Below are 13,450 nucleotides of genomic sequence, written 5' to 3'. Positions count from 1 at the left end.
GGTTTAAATGCCGTCAGGGTCATGGCGCTAAAGTGGGCCTACCATACGTTGTGATAGGATATTTTGCAATATTGGCGACAGTTACGTTATCGCCTTAGCCGTTATTCGTTATGCGCTGTTGATTAATCTCTTTAACCAATCCGGCGCTTAAGACCGGTCATCTGCAAGATACGCGTGGCAATCTCTTCAACAGACATCTCTGATACATCAAGGCTTGGAATACCTTGCGAGATATAAATTCCCTGTATCGCCCGCTGCTCTTGCTGGCATTGTTGGTAACTAGCATAACGACTGCCAGCGCGGCGTTCTTGGCGAATTTTCACTAAGCGATCCGTATCGATTAATAAGCCAAACAGCTTATGCTTATGCTCACGTAAGGCTTTAGGCAGCTTATTGTCGTTTAAATCTTCTTCGGTTAAGGGATAATTTGCCGCTCGAATACCAAATTGTAGCGCCAAATACAATGAAGTCGGCGTTTTTCCAGAACGCGAAACCCCGATAAGAATAATATCTGCCGCATGATAATGGCGAGTGCGCGCGCCATCATCATTGTCTAAAGCAAAATGCACCGCATCAATACGTTCTTTATACGTCTCAGAGTCGACATCATCATGGGCATGGCCTGAATGTCCGTCCGGCTCAACACCCGTCTCTTCTGCTACCCGACCGATGAGACCTTCGTACATATCCAAATTACAGCTATGCGCTGAATTGATTTTCTCGCGAATATCAGGACTGACAATCGTATCAAACACCAATGGCAATAAACCATCACGTTGATAAGCAGTATTGATTTGTTCGACGGCATCTTCGGCACGCTCTAAGCTATCGACATAAGGCAGTACTCGGGTTTCAAAAGGCACTGAGGCAAACTGACTTAAAATAGCACGTCCAAGGGTTTCAGCGGTAATCGCCGTACCATCAGAGATAAAAAAGGCGGTTCTGATATTTTGGGCGTTATCTACTTTTAATGCTTGTTTGTTTTGAATAGTCGGATTGGCTGGTTCGGGCGGATTGTTTACAAACATAACGTGAACACCTTTGTTAAAACGTTAAAACTTCAATAATCGCTTTTGCATAGCGCTGAAAAAACTTCAATCGACTCTTAATAGCCGTTTATAACAACTTATAATAAAAATTTCTTATAGCATTGCTATGCTCTTTATTTGCCATGCTCTTTAATAGTCATTGGCTGTGAATTCGCTGCTAAAGAGCATGGTCGCGTCCAGAACATATCTATGCGCTATATTATACGCATAATAGCCATCTAATAGAAATCAATGTTACAGGCGTACACTTAGATGCATTTGTATAAAAGTTAGCATAAAAACAAACCTTACTTTTAAATCAATAATCAAACCAGTTATCAATAATTCAATAGTCACCTATATATAGAAGCAAATTTTAAAAGTGCTTTAAGCAAATTTTGGAAGTTTTATCCAACATTAGCTATTGTGAATACATTCATGAAAACTCTCACATTCCCATTTTCAATATATTCTAGCAGCCAAATATTACTTTCTTGGCGCTCAAATATGTAGCAATCCCCACAATTTGTATCTTTTTGACGAATTTTTTGGTTCTAGGTATCGAAATTATCCAAATATAGGGGTATAATCGACCGTTATAATCTTTACTAAATAACCTTATTTTCTGGAGTTATCATGGCAGCGCAATCTACAGCACTTGTAATCAATCTTGATCAGCTAGGAAAAGATGACATTGATATGGTTGGCGGCAAGAATGCCTCGCTTGGCGAGATGATCAGCCATCTATCTGATTTGGGTGTCAGCGTTCCAGGTGGCTTTGCGACCACTTCAAATGCGTTCAATCGTTTTTTGACAGAAACAGGCTTACTCGACAAAATCAACAGCGAGCTTAAAACACTTGACGTTAATGATGTCAACAAGCTTGCTGAAACGGGTAAAAAAATCCGTACGTGGATTATTGAGCAAGAGCTGCCAAGCGACCTTGAGCAAGAAGTGCGTCAATCGTTTGAAACCATGAGTGGCGGCGAAGACATCGCTGTTGCGGTACGTTCTTCTGCTACTGCTGAAGATTTGCCAGATGCGTCATTTGCCGGTCAACAAGAAACTTTCTTGAACATTCGCGGCATTGATAACGTCCTCATTGCGATTAAAGAAGTATTTGCCTCTTTATATAACGACCGTGCTATCTCTTATCGTGTGCATAAAGGCTTTGAGCACGAAGGCGTTGCGCTATCTGCTGCTGTACAGCGCATGGTTCGTTCAGAAACTGGCGCTGCAGGCGTTATGTTCACCCTAGATACTGAAAGTGGTTTTGATCAAGTGGTCTTTATCACGTCAAGCTACGGTCTAGGTGAAATGGTCGTGCAAGGCGCGGTTAACCCAGATGAATTCTACGTATCCAAAAAATTACTTGCTAACGGTAAACCTGCGATTATCCGTCGCAACCTAGGTAGCAAGCATAAGAAAATGATTTATGGTGATGAAGGCAGCACCACTAAATCAGTTAAAACCGTCGATGTTGAAAAACAAGACCGCATGCAGTTCTCTTTATCGACTGAAGAGCTGAATTCACTTGCCAAACAAGCCATGACCATCGAAAAGCATTACGGTCAAGCGATGGATATCGAGTGGGCAAAAGACGGCGACAGCGGTGAAATCTTTATCGTTCAAGCACGTCCAGAAACCGTTAAGAGCCGCCAAGACAGCAATGTCATGGAACGTTATATCATCAATACTGGTGATGCTAAAATCCTATGCGAAGGTCGTTCAATCGGTCAACGTATCGGCGCTGGTAAAGTACGTATCGTTAGCAACTTAAACGAGATGGATAAAGTACAAGACGGCGACGTATTAGTATCAGACATGACGGATCCGGATTGGGAACCAGTTATGAAGCGTGCTTCTGCTATCGTCACCAACCGTGGTGGTCGTACTTGTCACGCTGCTATTATCGCGCGTGAGCTTGGCGTACCAGCAATCGTTGGTTGTGGTAATGCCACTGAATTATTGGTTGATGGTCAAGACGTCACCGTTTCTTGTGCTGAAGGTGATACTGGCTTTATTTATGAAGGTCAGATTGACTTTGAAGTACAGACCAACTCTGTTGAATCTATGCCAGAGCTTGCATTCAAGGTAATGATGAACGTTGGTAACCCAGATCGCGCCTTCTCATTTACCCAAATGCCAAACGAAGGTATTGGTCTTGCGCGTTTAGAGTTCATCATCAACCGTATGATTGGCGTGCATCCAAAAGCGCTACTGAACATGAACAGCTTACCACGTGAAATCGCCCAAGCTATCAATGAGCGTATCGCCGGTTATGCGTCACCAGTTGATTTCTATATTGATAAATTGGTCGAAGGTATCTCAACCCTAGCCGTTGCCTTTATGGATCAGCCAGTTATCGTGCGTATGTCTGATTTTAAATCAAACGAATATGCTAACTTGCTTGGCGGTAAATTATACGAGCCATCAGAAGAAAACCCAATGCTTGGTTTCCGTGGTGCGAGCCGCTACGTTTCTGACAACTTCCGTGACTGCTTCGAGCTTGAGTGTAAAGCATTGAAACGCGTCCGTGATGAGATGGGTCTGACTCACGTTGAGATTATGATTCCATTCGTCCGTACCGTTGGCGAAGCCAAAGAAGTCATCGAGTTGCTAGCGAAAAATGGTCTAAAACGTGGTGAAAATGGTCTGCGCGTCATCATGATGTGTGAGCTACCAACCAACGCCTTATTAGCAGATGAGTTCCTAGAGCACTTCGATGGTTTCTCAATCGGCTCAAACGACTTGACCCAGTTAACACTTGGTCTAGACCGTGACTCAGGTATCGTCTCACATCTATTTGATGAGCGTGATCCTGCGGTTAAAAAGCTATTGTCTATGGCGATTGAAGCTTGTAATAAAGCTGGCAAATACATTGGTATTTGTGGTCAAGGCCCATCAGATCACCCAGATCTTGCTTACTGGCTCATGGAACAAGGTATCGACTCAGTCTCATTAAACCCTGACTCAGTATTAGATACTTGGTTCTTCTTAGCGGGTGAAGAAGCGAAGTAAGCCGTAACGTTCAGTCACAGCGTTAATTCACATCGTCATGTAAGATATAATCATTAGGGTCTATTTGATTTTTTCAAATAGACCCTAATATAATGTATTACCAAAAGTGACTTAAAAGTAGCTTTAAAGACCGTTTATTGAAGATTTTTTTAAATTATTAAAGATAGCTTTTTAAAAACATCTCTTTAAAGACCGCTCTTTAAAAGCCGCTACTCATAAAAAGTGACTTGAGATATGACTAACTATGTAGGCAATTATGCAGATTTTCCTTGCTCGAAATAACGTACAAGCCGGTCCATACACTTTGGATCAGCTCAATATCATGCTCACCTCTGGCGAAGTCGTATTAGATGATTTGATATGGCATGAAGGCTTAGATCAGTGGCAGCGTGTTGGTAACTTAACTAACAATCAGACTTACTACCGTCCTGCTCCTATAGTGACGGCGGATAATAACGACTCTATTATTAATAATGTCACTATCTTTCCAGAAGATTCTGCTAGTAGTACGGGTCAAGATGACAAAGCCGTATCGCTCGACAGATTATATGGCAAGCCTGAACGTCCAGCAGAAAATGCTAAAAACAGCAAAGTGGACATGACAACCAATCGTCAATACACACCAAATAGTAATGTGTCATTAAATAAGTCTGGCGCCAAAAAGATTTCCGACAACGATAAAGTCGTCGGTGATGTTGTGCTTGCGCCTATCATGTCGCGGGTATTGGCAACTGCGCTCAATGGCTTGCTGTATGTATTAGCGATTTTTCCGCTAGTCATGGCACTGACCAAGATGGACGTGGATTATACCAAGTTTCAAAACATTCAAGATATGGATGCCGCTTATCAGTACTCAATGACGTTGATGGAAAGTATTCCAAGCAGCACCTTGATGATGTCACAAGTGATGGTATTTGGTTTGTTTGCGCTGCAACTGGTATTTATTACCTTGCGCGGGCAATCACTTGGTAAGCTGATTACCGGTATCCGCGTCGTCGACCAAACGACCCATCGCCTGCCATCTTTTACCAAGCTTATTGGCATGCGTACCTTGCTGCTGTTTATTATTTATAATTTGTTGTTTTCGTTTACCAGCTTCTTAGGGTTTGTGGTTATTATTGTTCATTATTATATGGCCTCAAAAAGCCCTGAAAATATCGGTTGGCATGACAAACTTGCTAAAACCCTAGTGGTAAAAGCGGATAGCAGCCAATTGGTCAAAAAGCCAAAAGTAAAATAATTAACTTAATAATTAATTTATAGCCTTGTTATAAACAGATTATTATAAATATCATAAAGTTATATTAAAAAGTGGCGTTTAGGCGCTGCTTTTTTATTAGTAGAGCAGTATTTTCTGCTTTTATTGTTTATTAACAGCCGCTTAGTGATTAACCTTTGTGTTAAGCACCGAGTACTGTTATAATACGGCGCTTTATAAACTAAGCTTATCCCCTATTGTTTTTATAGAATTCGATAAAATTTGGGCTTACCTTATAAATCTCCTTGCTATTAACATAGGGTTAATAGCTACTAATCCGTAAGGAGTCATAATGCGACATTACGAACTGGTGTTACTTGTACACCCAGACCAAAGCGACCAAGTGGTCGGCATGGTTGAACGCTATATCAAGTTGGTTCAAGACAACAACGGCACAATCCATCGTCTAGAAGATTGGGGTCGTCGTCAACTGGCTTACCCAATTAACAAGATTCATAAAGCTCATTACGTTCTTTTCAACATTGAAACTGACGGTGAAACTTTAGCTGAACTTGAAGAATTATTCCGTTATAACGACGCGATCATTCGTAGTCTAGTTATGCGCCGTGACGACGCTGTCACTGAAGAGTCGCAGTTAGCCAAGAATGCCGATGAAAAACGCGCACGCAAAGCAACTACTCGTCGTCCAGACAGTCGTGAAAACGATAATGACGACAACGACAACAGTGAAGACTAATTAAAGGAGAATACTCATGGCACGTTTCTATCGCCGTCGCAAATTCTGCCGTTTCACTGCTGAAGGCATCACTCACATCGATTATAAAGATGTTGAATTGCTAAAACAGTACATCAGTGATAATGGTAAAATCGTACCAAGCCGCATTACCGGTACGTCTACTAAGTATCAGCGTCAACTAGCGACTGCTATCAAGCAAGCTCGTTATTTATCGCTACTTCCATACACTGATAACCATCAGGGTTAACCGTTAACTTTAACTAGGAATGACTCATGCAAATTATTTTGTTACAGCGTATCGTCAACCTTGGTAAACTCGGTGAAACTGTCGATGTGAAACCAGGTTACGGACGTAACTTTCTTATCCCTTTGGGTAAAGCACTACCTGCTACTGCAGCTAACATTGAAAAGTTCGAAGCACGTCGTGCTGAGCTTGAAGCTGAAGAAGCAAAAGAAGTAGCTGTTGCTCAAGAACGTGCTGACGCCTTAACTGACGTTAATGTTATCATGCGCGCTAAATCAGGTGACGAAGGCAAGCTATTTGGCTCTATCGGTACTCGCGATATCGCTGAAGCATTGACTAACTCAGGTCTAGAAGTAGACCGTGCTGAAATCAAGCTTCCTGAAGGCACTTTACGTCAAGTTGGCGAATATAATGTTGATATTCAGCTACACCACGACGTTACTGCTAGCATCTTAGTCACCATTCTTTCAGAAGATGGCGACAACCAAGATTCAGCAGAAGAAGTTGAAGACGAGAACGAAGATTACTCTGAAGAGTAATATTTAGTACACGTCTAAAGAAAAGCCAGTAACGTCATGTTGCTGGCTTTTTTGTTTGTCAAATTATTGAATATTTATCAAGCAGCTCGGATTTATAAGTTATTTATAATAAACACTTATAATGATATATAAGCGCAATAATTGGTAATAAAACACCTGTACAACCTATACTTAACAATAAAATACTGTTTATAAAGTCATCTTTAATAATAGCCCCTCAATTGTTACCCTATATTCAGATATTTATATGGCTACTAAAATGTCGACTAACCTATAGGGCCGTTTATTAAATAATGATGGATATAACGGGACGATATGATAAACACTGATGACAAATTAATCTGTATCCAAGGTAATGAGTTTTACGCAGAAGGCGAGATATATACCGTTGGTAGAATCGTGAATAATAAATATTTTCAGCTACTGACTGGTAGCAACGATGATCACTGGTATGCGACTTTAGATGACGAAGGTATTTATGTTAGCTTTGATTCTATGAGCCCTAAAGACAATAAAGCGTGGTTCGATAAGATGGCTTAGGAAGTTTTCATTGCTGCATTTATCAAAGGTACTTGTTTAAGAAAGATCTGTGCTTAAGAAAAGCTTGTTTTTGAAAAAAACTATATTCTTGAAAAAAATTATCCAAAAAACTGGTCATTATAAATGGTCAGTTTTTTTTGGCTAAAAATCCAGTTGACGATGCTCTAGATAATTTACAGGTCGTGGCCACTCAGCGGCTATCTTTGGCACCTCTTGCCCAGCGACTATCATACTTGCAGCATTTATCCAGCCTGCATGACCGACTGCCAATATTGGTCTATGACTGCTATTTTGCCTAGTCATCTCATTTATCCAATTCTCGATACGCTCAAATAACTGCTGTAAACTTTCGCCGCCCTTGGGTGCAAAGTCAGCAAAATTAGCGCACCAGTCATCAATCTGTTGTTTTGGTATTTGTGCCCAAGGCTGACCGTCCCATTTACCAAAATCAATCTCTGCAAGCGCAGGTGCGATATTATATTGAAAGCCGCGCTGCGCCAGTATCTCCCCGACTTTTAATGAGCGCTGTAACGGGCTGACCCAAATCACCTTTGGTAATTGATGTAGACGCACAAAGCGCTGTATTTTATTAGCCAGACGCTTAATTTTGCGTTTATCGACATTGATATCCGTCTGTCCGATGCAAAACCCATTAGCTGCAAGGGGCTTTGGATGACGCCAAATATGAAACATCATTTGCTGTTACTATCCTATTTTGACCATGACTTTTATATCAGATAAGCGGTATAGAAGCAGCAAGTCCAATATAAATGGCAATCTCACTTAACTGCTGCGTGGCGCCCAAGCCATCACCCGTATAGCCTTCTAAACGTCTACGTAATAAACGGCGCATATAGTCTGTCGCTACGATACCTAGCAATAAAGCCAATAACCATTGCCAAATACCAATCTGCTGCACGGTATTAGGAAATAGGAGTACGACAAGCACGCCAGCCAATAGCAACCAAGCACTGCTCAATAGCCCTTGAAAAGGCGTCAGCTGCTGCGCCATCGGCTTGGCTTTGGCATGCTCAATCTCACCGCCATAAGGCAATAGCGCCAGTAAGCTAATGCATAATAAGCGCGAGGCCGTATGTGCAATAATCAGCGCCACGATAGCCACCGATAGCGGCGTAGAAGCTAATAAACTGATTTTGATTAATAAGGCTGAGACCAAACCCAGTACACCATAAGTCCCTAAACGTGAGTCCTTCATAATCTCTAAAGTGCGCTCTCGGGTCAGACCACCGCCAAGCCCATCGCAACTATCGGCAAGTCCATCTTCATGAAAAGCGCCAGTAAGCTTAATCCCAAACGCGGTACTTATCACTGCCGCGACCAAGGGTGTAAATAAAATACTGCCCAGCCAAAATACGCCAGCGCAAAGCAGCCCAACCAATAAACCTACCCCAGGGAAATGACGGCTGCTCTGGTGCAACCACTGCGGATTATAATTGGCAAATTGCGGTACGGGCAGACGCGTTAAAAACTGCACCGCCACCAATAATAGACGCCAATCATGTTTTATAAATTCACCAACACTTGGTTTAGACGATGGTTGCTGTGGCGGCTCTGATTGATTCAATGACTGATTTAATGGTTGTTTTGATGGCTTTTTTGATAATTGTGACATTAGCTGTTTTGTCCACTAATACCTGCATCACTAAAACTTGCCATCTCATTTATAATGGCACAAGCCGATTGCAATAGTGGATACGCCAGTGCCGCACCGCTACCCTCACCTAGGCGCATACCCATATTGAGTAATGGCTCAGCATTGAGCAGTTTTAATAAATGCGCATGCCCGGGTTCAACCGAGTGATGGGCAAAGACAGCATATTGAGCAACACCGGGCGCTAGGCGCTCAGCAGCCAACAACGCGCTACTGGCAATAAAACCATCGATTAAAAGAATGCGGCGCTCACTGGCGGCCTGAATCAGCGCCCCTGCCATCATAGCAATCTCAAGCCCGCCCAACGCAGCAAGTATGTCGAATGGCGCTTTTGCTTCGCTATGACGCGCCAACACTTGCATTAAAATACTTGTTTTGTGCTGCAATCCTGCATCGTCAAGACCGGTGCCGCGACCGATACAATCATTAATCGGTGTATCGCCCAATCTTGCCAGCAAAAGACTTGCCGCTGAGGTGTTACCAATGCCCATCTCTCCGACGATAAGCAAATTACCCGCCATGCTCTTGACCACGTCCATGCCGTTCTCTAAGGCAGCTAAACATTCTGCTGCGCTCATCGCAGGCTCGGTTAGCGCATCACGGCTACCGTGACGGACTTTATAATCGAGCAATTGCGCGTGGTCTTTAAAAGGAGAATTGGCAAAGTCGGCATCGACACCAGCATCGACTACTTTTAGCTCAATATTATGCTGACGGGCTAAGACATTGATAGCAGCGCCGCCTTGCAAAAAGTTATAAACCATCTGCGCAGTGACGGCACTAGGATACGCGGATGTGCCATGCTTGGTTAGACCGTGATCGGCGGCAAACACTCGAATCTGTGGCTGATTAATATGCGGCGCGGTCGTACCTTGAATCATACCTAACTGCACAGCGAGCGTTTCTAAACGTCCAAGGGCGCCAAGCGGCTTGGTCTTTTGGTCGATGATTTGCTGCAACTGCTGGCGCAGCTCATTATTTTTGATATTGGGAATAGTAGGCGCGGTAAAGGTGGTCAAGGCAATCATCCTAAAGGTTATAAATGAAACAGGAGACTATGGTAGCAGATTATCCAATTTATAATGATATGATTGGCTTAATTGCACAATTCCAACTTACATAATCGTAGAGTATTTCATGAAAATTTTAATCGCCCCTGACTCATTTAAAGAAAGTGTAGAGGCATTAGATGTCTGCCACGCTATCCAGTCTGGATTCAGTCAAGTGTTTCCTGACGCTGACTATAAGCTGCTACCCATGGCAGATGGCGGTGAAGGAACTTCTGCAGTATTGTCTTACGTGCTAGGTGGGCGCTGGAAAGAAGTGCGAGTCCATGACCCCTTAATGCGACCAATCAATGCTAAATATCTGCTATTAGAAAATGAGACAGCCGTAATTGAAATTGCTCAAGCCTGCGGTCTGCATTTATTGACGACTGAAGAAAGAAATCCGTTAATTACGAGTAGCTACGCAGTTGGCGAACTTATTGCGGATGCTTTAGATGAAGGCGTTAAACGCATCATTATCGGTTTGGGTGGTAGCGCCACCAATGACGCGGGACTTGGTATGCTAATGGCGCTTGGAATGACGTTTCATGATAGTGCTGACAATACGTTAGCCCAAGGCGGCGGCGCGCTTGCCAACTTGCAACGATTAGATGCTACAAACTTCCATACTAGTTTGCTGGAGACAGTATTTGAAGTAGCCTGTGATGTCACCAACCCTTTATGTGGCGAGTTGGGTGCCAGTGCAATATTTGGCCCTCAAAAAGGCGCCAGCCCGCAGCAAATCAATGATTTGGATAAAGCGTTAAATCACTTTGCGAGTATATGTGCTCAGCATGGCTATCAAGACCACCAAGACATAGCAGGTGCTGGCGCAGCAGGTGGGCTTGGCTATGCGTTAATCAGCTTTTGCCAAGCTGAGTTAAAATCAGGCTTTGATACAGTGGCAAAAGTTACCAACTTATCACAGCATATTGCCGATGCAGATTTGGTCATTACTGGTGAAGGCAAGCTTGACGCGCAGTCTGCCATGGGTAAAGTAGCTGGCGGCATTAGCCAAATCGCCAAAGCCAGCCATACGCCAGTGATTGCTATTTGCGGCAGTGTTGATGGGTTAGAACCTGCTCAAACCAGCCAGTTTGAGGTCATTATGCCCAGTATCCAAAAGCTAGAGTCCATCGATAATGTCTTTAAAAACGCTTATCATAATATTGAAATTACCGCTGCCAATATTGCGGCGGCGATAAAATTGGGTCAATGCATAAAATAGTATTTAGAGAGCTACTTTATATTTTCTCATAGCCATTTTTGACTGTATTAGCGTTAAATGGTGCTCTTATCATCTAAGAGCGCTATTTTTATGTGAGCTATCAACAATACTGAGCTGTTGCATAAGGAAGTCACTTAAGGAGTTAGGCATGCTACTATTTGGGTTATGATTTAAGTCTCTTTTTTATTTTATTCTAAATTTAGCTAGTGCTTATTAATTAGCAGTTATCAAGGACGATAAATGAATAACCATAACCTCAAGCCATCAGAACCTTGCTCCTCAATGAATCCCAGCGAGCCCTTGGTTATTAGAGAAAACTTAAGCAGTGTTGTAACGTTGACACTCAACTGTCCCAAACAATTTAACGCGCTATCAGTAGATATGTTATCTGCTATGCAAACAGAGCTTGACAGCATCGCCCAAGATAGCAGTATTCGCGTGGTCGTCATTGCCGCAAACGGTAAGGCCTTTTGTGCCGGTCATAATCTAAAAGAGATGCGCGCCAATCCAGAAAAGGCTTTTCAGCGCGCCTTATTTGAACAGTGCAGCCAGATGATGCTGGCCATCAATCGCATGCCACAAGTGGTGATAGCTAAAGTAGAGGGCATCGCTACTGCTGCTGGCTGTCAGCTGGTGGCAGCCTGTGATTTAGCTGTCGCCTCGGACAATGCCAAATTTGCCACTTCTGGTATCAGCGTAGGCCTGTTTTGTTCCACCCCTGCAGTAGCAGTCAGTCGCAACCTCTCTCGTAAGCAAGCATTTGAGATGCTCATCACCGGTGAATTTATCGATGCTCATACTGCACTGCAACAAGGACTCATCAACCGTGTGGCAAGCGCAGAGCAATTAGATACGACTTTGCAGTCTTTAATAGATAGCATTACCGCCAAATCCTCAGTCGCTTTGACCACCGGAAAAACCATGTTCTATAACCAGTTGGATATGACATTGGCAGAGGCTTATGAGTATGCCAGCGAGGTGATGAGCTGCAATATGATGGCAGATGATGTGAGTGAAGGGATTGATGCCTTTATCGAAAAGCGTCCTGCCGTATGGACAGGGCACTAAGAGCAATATCAGCATTTTATAACATAAAATACTGATATCGGCACACGCGACTTTTTAGATAATACAATACGCTTTGCTCAATAAAGAAGGACAATAACGAAAACTACTCTGCTAATAATTTCGCCAACAACTCATTTATCTCAACTTTAAATTCTCTGTCTTCGATTTTATTGGCGCTAATTTTAGCATTTTGTAGGTTTTCGATAGCCGCCTCTGTTTGACCCAATTCGATTTGCAGCTCAGCCATAGAAAATGCAATCGAGGCCAAATGGTCTTTTGAATTAATCGCCGCGGCTTTATCTAACGCTTTTTGATAGATAACCAATGCTTCATCCAAATCTTCGGTAAAGTCAGCCAATGTCTCCCACTGTTCAGGATGGTCTTTATCGCTCTTTTCATTTTCGTTACAAAGATCCTTTAACTGCGCATATAGCATATCAAAGGTTTTTTGATCGTTTTTACTGTCCGCTTCTAGCAGTTTTTCTGCTAGCACATAAATGGATTTATATATTTTGGTATTAATCATGATGGATAACCCTGTTTGATAGTTCGTCAAATACGTTAATGGTGTTGATTATAGACTAGTTTGCCTGAATAGCTCATAGAAAAGGGCGTGATATCGATATCACACCCTTATACTGTATTTAGCTAATAAAATAAGCAGTTAATATAGCTAATGAAATGGCAACGTTTACTCAGCAGCGATGGCAATCATCTCAACCAATAGTTCAGGACGTGCCAACGCCGACTCGCCGCAAGCACGAGCGGGTGGCTGCACGCCTTCAAACCATTTATCCCACACTTCATTCATTGCAGCAAAGTCTGCCATATCTTTTATCCAGACTGTCACTGACAATAGCTTTGATTTATCGCTGCCCACTTCCTCTAACAGTGCTTGTATCTTCTCTAAACACGTCAATGTTTGCGCTTTGATATCGTCTTCGCTATTGCCCACTTGACCACATAAATAAACGGTCTGGTTATGCACTACGATTTTACTCATACGTTGATTACTATGCAGCTTTTGCATGGATTATTATCCTTAATTTTTTAATGGTCTTAAATACATGAGCTTTCAAATTTATAAATAACTCACGTTTTATTAAACA

Annotated in this window: 14 protein-coding genes; 8 read left to right on the top strand and 6 right to left on the bottom strand. The window is 42.6% G+C overall.

Going from position 1 to position 13,450, the window contains the following annotated elements; translation table 11 throughout:
* Positions 1–131: 131 nt before the first annotated feature.
* A complete protein-coding gene (gene ppsR, locus PG901_RS00305; RefSeq protein WP_271133054.1) occupies positions 132–1,028 on the bottom strand; it encodes a posphoenolpyruvate synthetase regulatory kinase/phosphorylase PpsR in 897 nt (298 codons plus the stop codon).
* Between the two features lie 636 nt (positions 1,029–1,664).
* Between ppsR and ppsA the strand changes: the two genes are divergently transcribed.
* From ppsA to PG901_RS00275, 6 genes are all read left to right on the top strand, one after another.
* Positions 1,665–4,049, top strand: a complete 2,385-nt coding sequence (ppsA, locus tag PG901_RS00300; protein WP_201564929.1) for a phosphoenolpyruvate synthase — start codon at positions 1,665–1,667, stop codon at positions 4,047–4,049.
* 256 nt (positions 4,050–4,305) lie between these two features.
* Positions 4,306–5,289, top strand: coding sequence for an RDD family protein (locus PG901_RS00295; protein ID WP_271133053.1), 984 nt, complete (start codon positions 4,306–4,308; stop codon positions 5,287–5,289).
* Positions 5,290–5,599: 310 nt separating this feature from the next.
* Positions 5,600–6,004 (top strand): 30S ribosomal protein S6, encoded by a 405-nt coding sequence (gene rpsF, locus PG901_RS00290; protein ID WP_193012851.1) that lies wholly within the window; start codon positions 5,600–5,602, stop codon positions 6,002–6,004.
* A gap of 16 nt (positions 6,005–6,020) precedes the next feature.
* Complete coding sequence (gene rpsR / locus PG901_RS00285) at positions 6,021–6,251, top strand: 30S ribosomal protein S18 (protein ID WP_010198808.1); 231 nt, start codon at positions 6,021–6,023, stop codon at positions 6,249–6,251.
* A gap of 26 nt (positions 6,252–6,277) precedes the next feature.
* Complete coding sequence (rplI, locus tag PG901_RS00280) at positions 6,278–6,787, top strand: 50S ribosomal protein L9 (RefSeq protein WP_183617694.1); 510 nt, start codon at positions 6,278–6,280, stop codon at positions 6,785–6,787.
* 315 nt (positions 6,788–7,102) lie between these two features.
* The gene (locus PG901_RS00275) at positions 7,103–7,327 is read left to right on the top strand and encodes a hypothetical protein (RefSeq protein ID WP_201619516.1); all 225 of its coding nucleotides are present in this window, start codon (positions 7,103–7,105) and stop codon (positions 7,325–7,327) included.
* Between the two features lie 141 nt (positions 7,328–7,468).
* On the opposite strand, the gene PG901_RS00270 is transcribed toward PG901_RS00275, so the two are convergent.
* Genes PG901_RS00270 through cobT form a run of 3 tightly spaced genes read right to left on the bottom strand, consistent with a single transcriptional unit; the run spans position 7,469 to position 10,018 of the window.
* Positions 7,469–8,023 (bottom strand): histidine phosphatase family protein, encoded by a 555-nt coding sequence (locus PG901_RS00270; RefSeq protein WP_271133052.1) that lies wholly within the window; start codon positions 8,021–8,023, stop codon positions 7,469–7,471.
* 37 nt (positions 8,024–8,060) lie between these two features.
* On the bottom strand, positions 8,061–8,960 hold the full coding sequence (gene cobS, locus PG901_RS00265) for an adenosylcobinamide-GDP ribazoletransferase (RefSeq protein ID WP_271133051.1): 900 nt from the start codon (positions 8,958–8,960) through the stop codon (positions 8,061–8,063).
* Positions 8,960–10,018, bottom strand: a complete 1,059-nt coding sequence (cobT, locus tag PG901_RS00260; protein ID WP_442966831.1) for a nicotinate-nucleotide--dimethylbenzimidazole phosphoribosyltransferase — start codon at positions 10,016–10,018, stop codon at positions 8,960–8,962. The genes cobS and cobT overlap by 1 nt, the downstream gene beginning before the upstream one ends.
* A gap of 118 nt (positions 10,019–10,136) precedes the next feature.
* Between cobT and PG901_RS00255 the strand changes: the two genes are divergently transcribed.
* Together PG901_RS00255 and PG901_RS00250 are read left to right on the top strand one after the other, a co-directional pair.
* Positions 10,137–11,273: a glycerate kinase gene (locus PG901_RS00255; protein WP_271133049.1), complete on the top strand. Its 1,137-nt coding sequence runs from the start codon at positions 10,137–10,139 to the stop codon at positions 11,271–11,273.
* 240 nt (positions 11,274–11,513) lie between these two features.
* Positions 11,514–12,341 carry an enoyl-CoA hydratase gene (locus tag PG901_RS00250; RefSeq protein ID WP_271133048.1) on the top strand — a complete coding sequence of 276 codons (828 nt, stop codon included), beginning with the start codon at positions 11,514–11,516 and terminating at the stop codon, positions 12,339–12,341.
* A gap of 103 nt (positions 12,342–12,444) precedes the next feature.
* Here the strand turns inward: PG901_RS00250 and PG901_RS00245 are convergent, their stop codons facing one another.
* Both PG901_RS00245 and PG901_RS00240 read right to left on the bottom strand, forming a co-directional pair.
* A complete protein-coding gene (locus PG901_RS00245; RefSeq protein ID WP_201564935.1) occupies positions 12,445–12,867 on the bottom strand; it encodes a tetratricopeptide repeat protein in 423 nt (140 codons plus the stop codon).
* Positions 12,868–13,032: 165 nt separating this feature from the next.
* A complete protein-coding gene (locus PG901_RS00240) occupies positions 13,033–13,371 on the bottom strand; it encodes a RidA family protein (protein ID WP_201628645.1) in 339 nt (112 codons plus the stop codon).
* Between the last annotated feature and the right edge of the window lie 79 nt (positions 13,372–13,450).

It is taken from the genome of Psychrobacter sp. ANT_H3 (assembly GCF_027919975.1).
GTDB lineage: Bacteria > Pseudomonadota > Gammaproteobacteria > Pseudomonadales > Moraxellaceae > Psychrobacter > Psychrobacter maritimus.
Note: the sequence above shows the minus strand (reverse complement) of the source record. Positions and strands in the feature narration are given on the sequence as shown.

Coding starts and splice junctions, on each gene's coding strand:
- ppsR (WP_271133054.1), bottom strand. CDS start 1,028: ATGTTTGTAAACAATCCGCCCGAACCAGCCAATCCGACTATTCAAAAC.
- ppsA (WP_201564929.1), top strand. CDS start 1,665: ATGGCAGCGCAATCTACAGCACTTGTAATCAATCTTGATCAGCTAGGA.
- PG901_RS00295 (WP_271133053.1), top strand. CDS start 4,306: ATGCAGATTTTCCTTGCTCGAAATAACGTACAAGCCGGTCCATACACT.
- rpsF (WP_193012851.1), top strand. CDS start 5,600: ATGCGACATTACGAACTGGTGTTACTTGTACACCCAGACCAAAGCGAC.
- rpsR (WP_010198808.1), top strand. CDS start 6,021: ATGGCACGTTTCTATCGCCGTCGCAAATTCTGCCGTTTCACTGCTGAA.
- rplI (WP_183617694.1), top strand. CDS start 6,278: ATGCAAATTATTTTGTTACAGCGTATCGTCAACCTTGGTAAACTCGGT.
- PG901_RS00275 (WP_201619516.1), top strand. CDS start 7,103: ATGATAAACACTGATGACAAATTAATCTGTATCCAAGGTAATGAGTTT.
- PG901_RS00270 (WP_271133052.1), bottom strand. CDS start 8,023: ATGATGTTTCATATTTGGCGTCATCCAAAGCCCCTTGCAGCTAATGGG.
- cobS (WP_271133051.1), bottom strand. CDS start 8,960: ATGTCACAATTATCAAAAAAGCCATCAAAACAACCATTAAATCAGTCA.
- PG901_RS00255 (WP_271133049.1), top strand. CDS start 10,137: ATGAAAATTTTAATCGCCCCTGACTCATTTAAAGAAAGTGTAGAGGCA.
- PG901_RS00250 (WP_271133048.1), top strand. CDS start 11,514: ATGAATAACCATAACCTCAAGCCATCAGAACCTTGCTCCTCAATGAAT.
- PG901_RS00245 (WP_201564935.1), bottom strand. CDS start 12,867: ATGATTAATACCAAAATATATAAATCCATTTATGTGCTAGCAGAAAAA.
- PG901_RS00240 (WP_201628645.1), bottom strand. CDS start 13,371: ATGCAAAAGCTGCATAGTAATCAACGTATGAGTAAAATCGTAGTGCAT.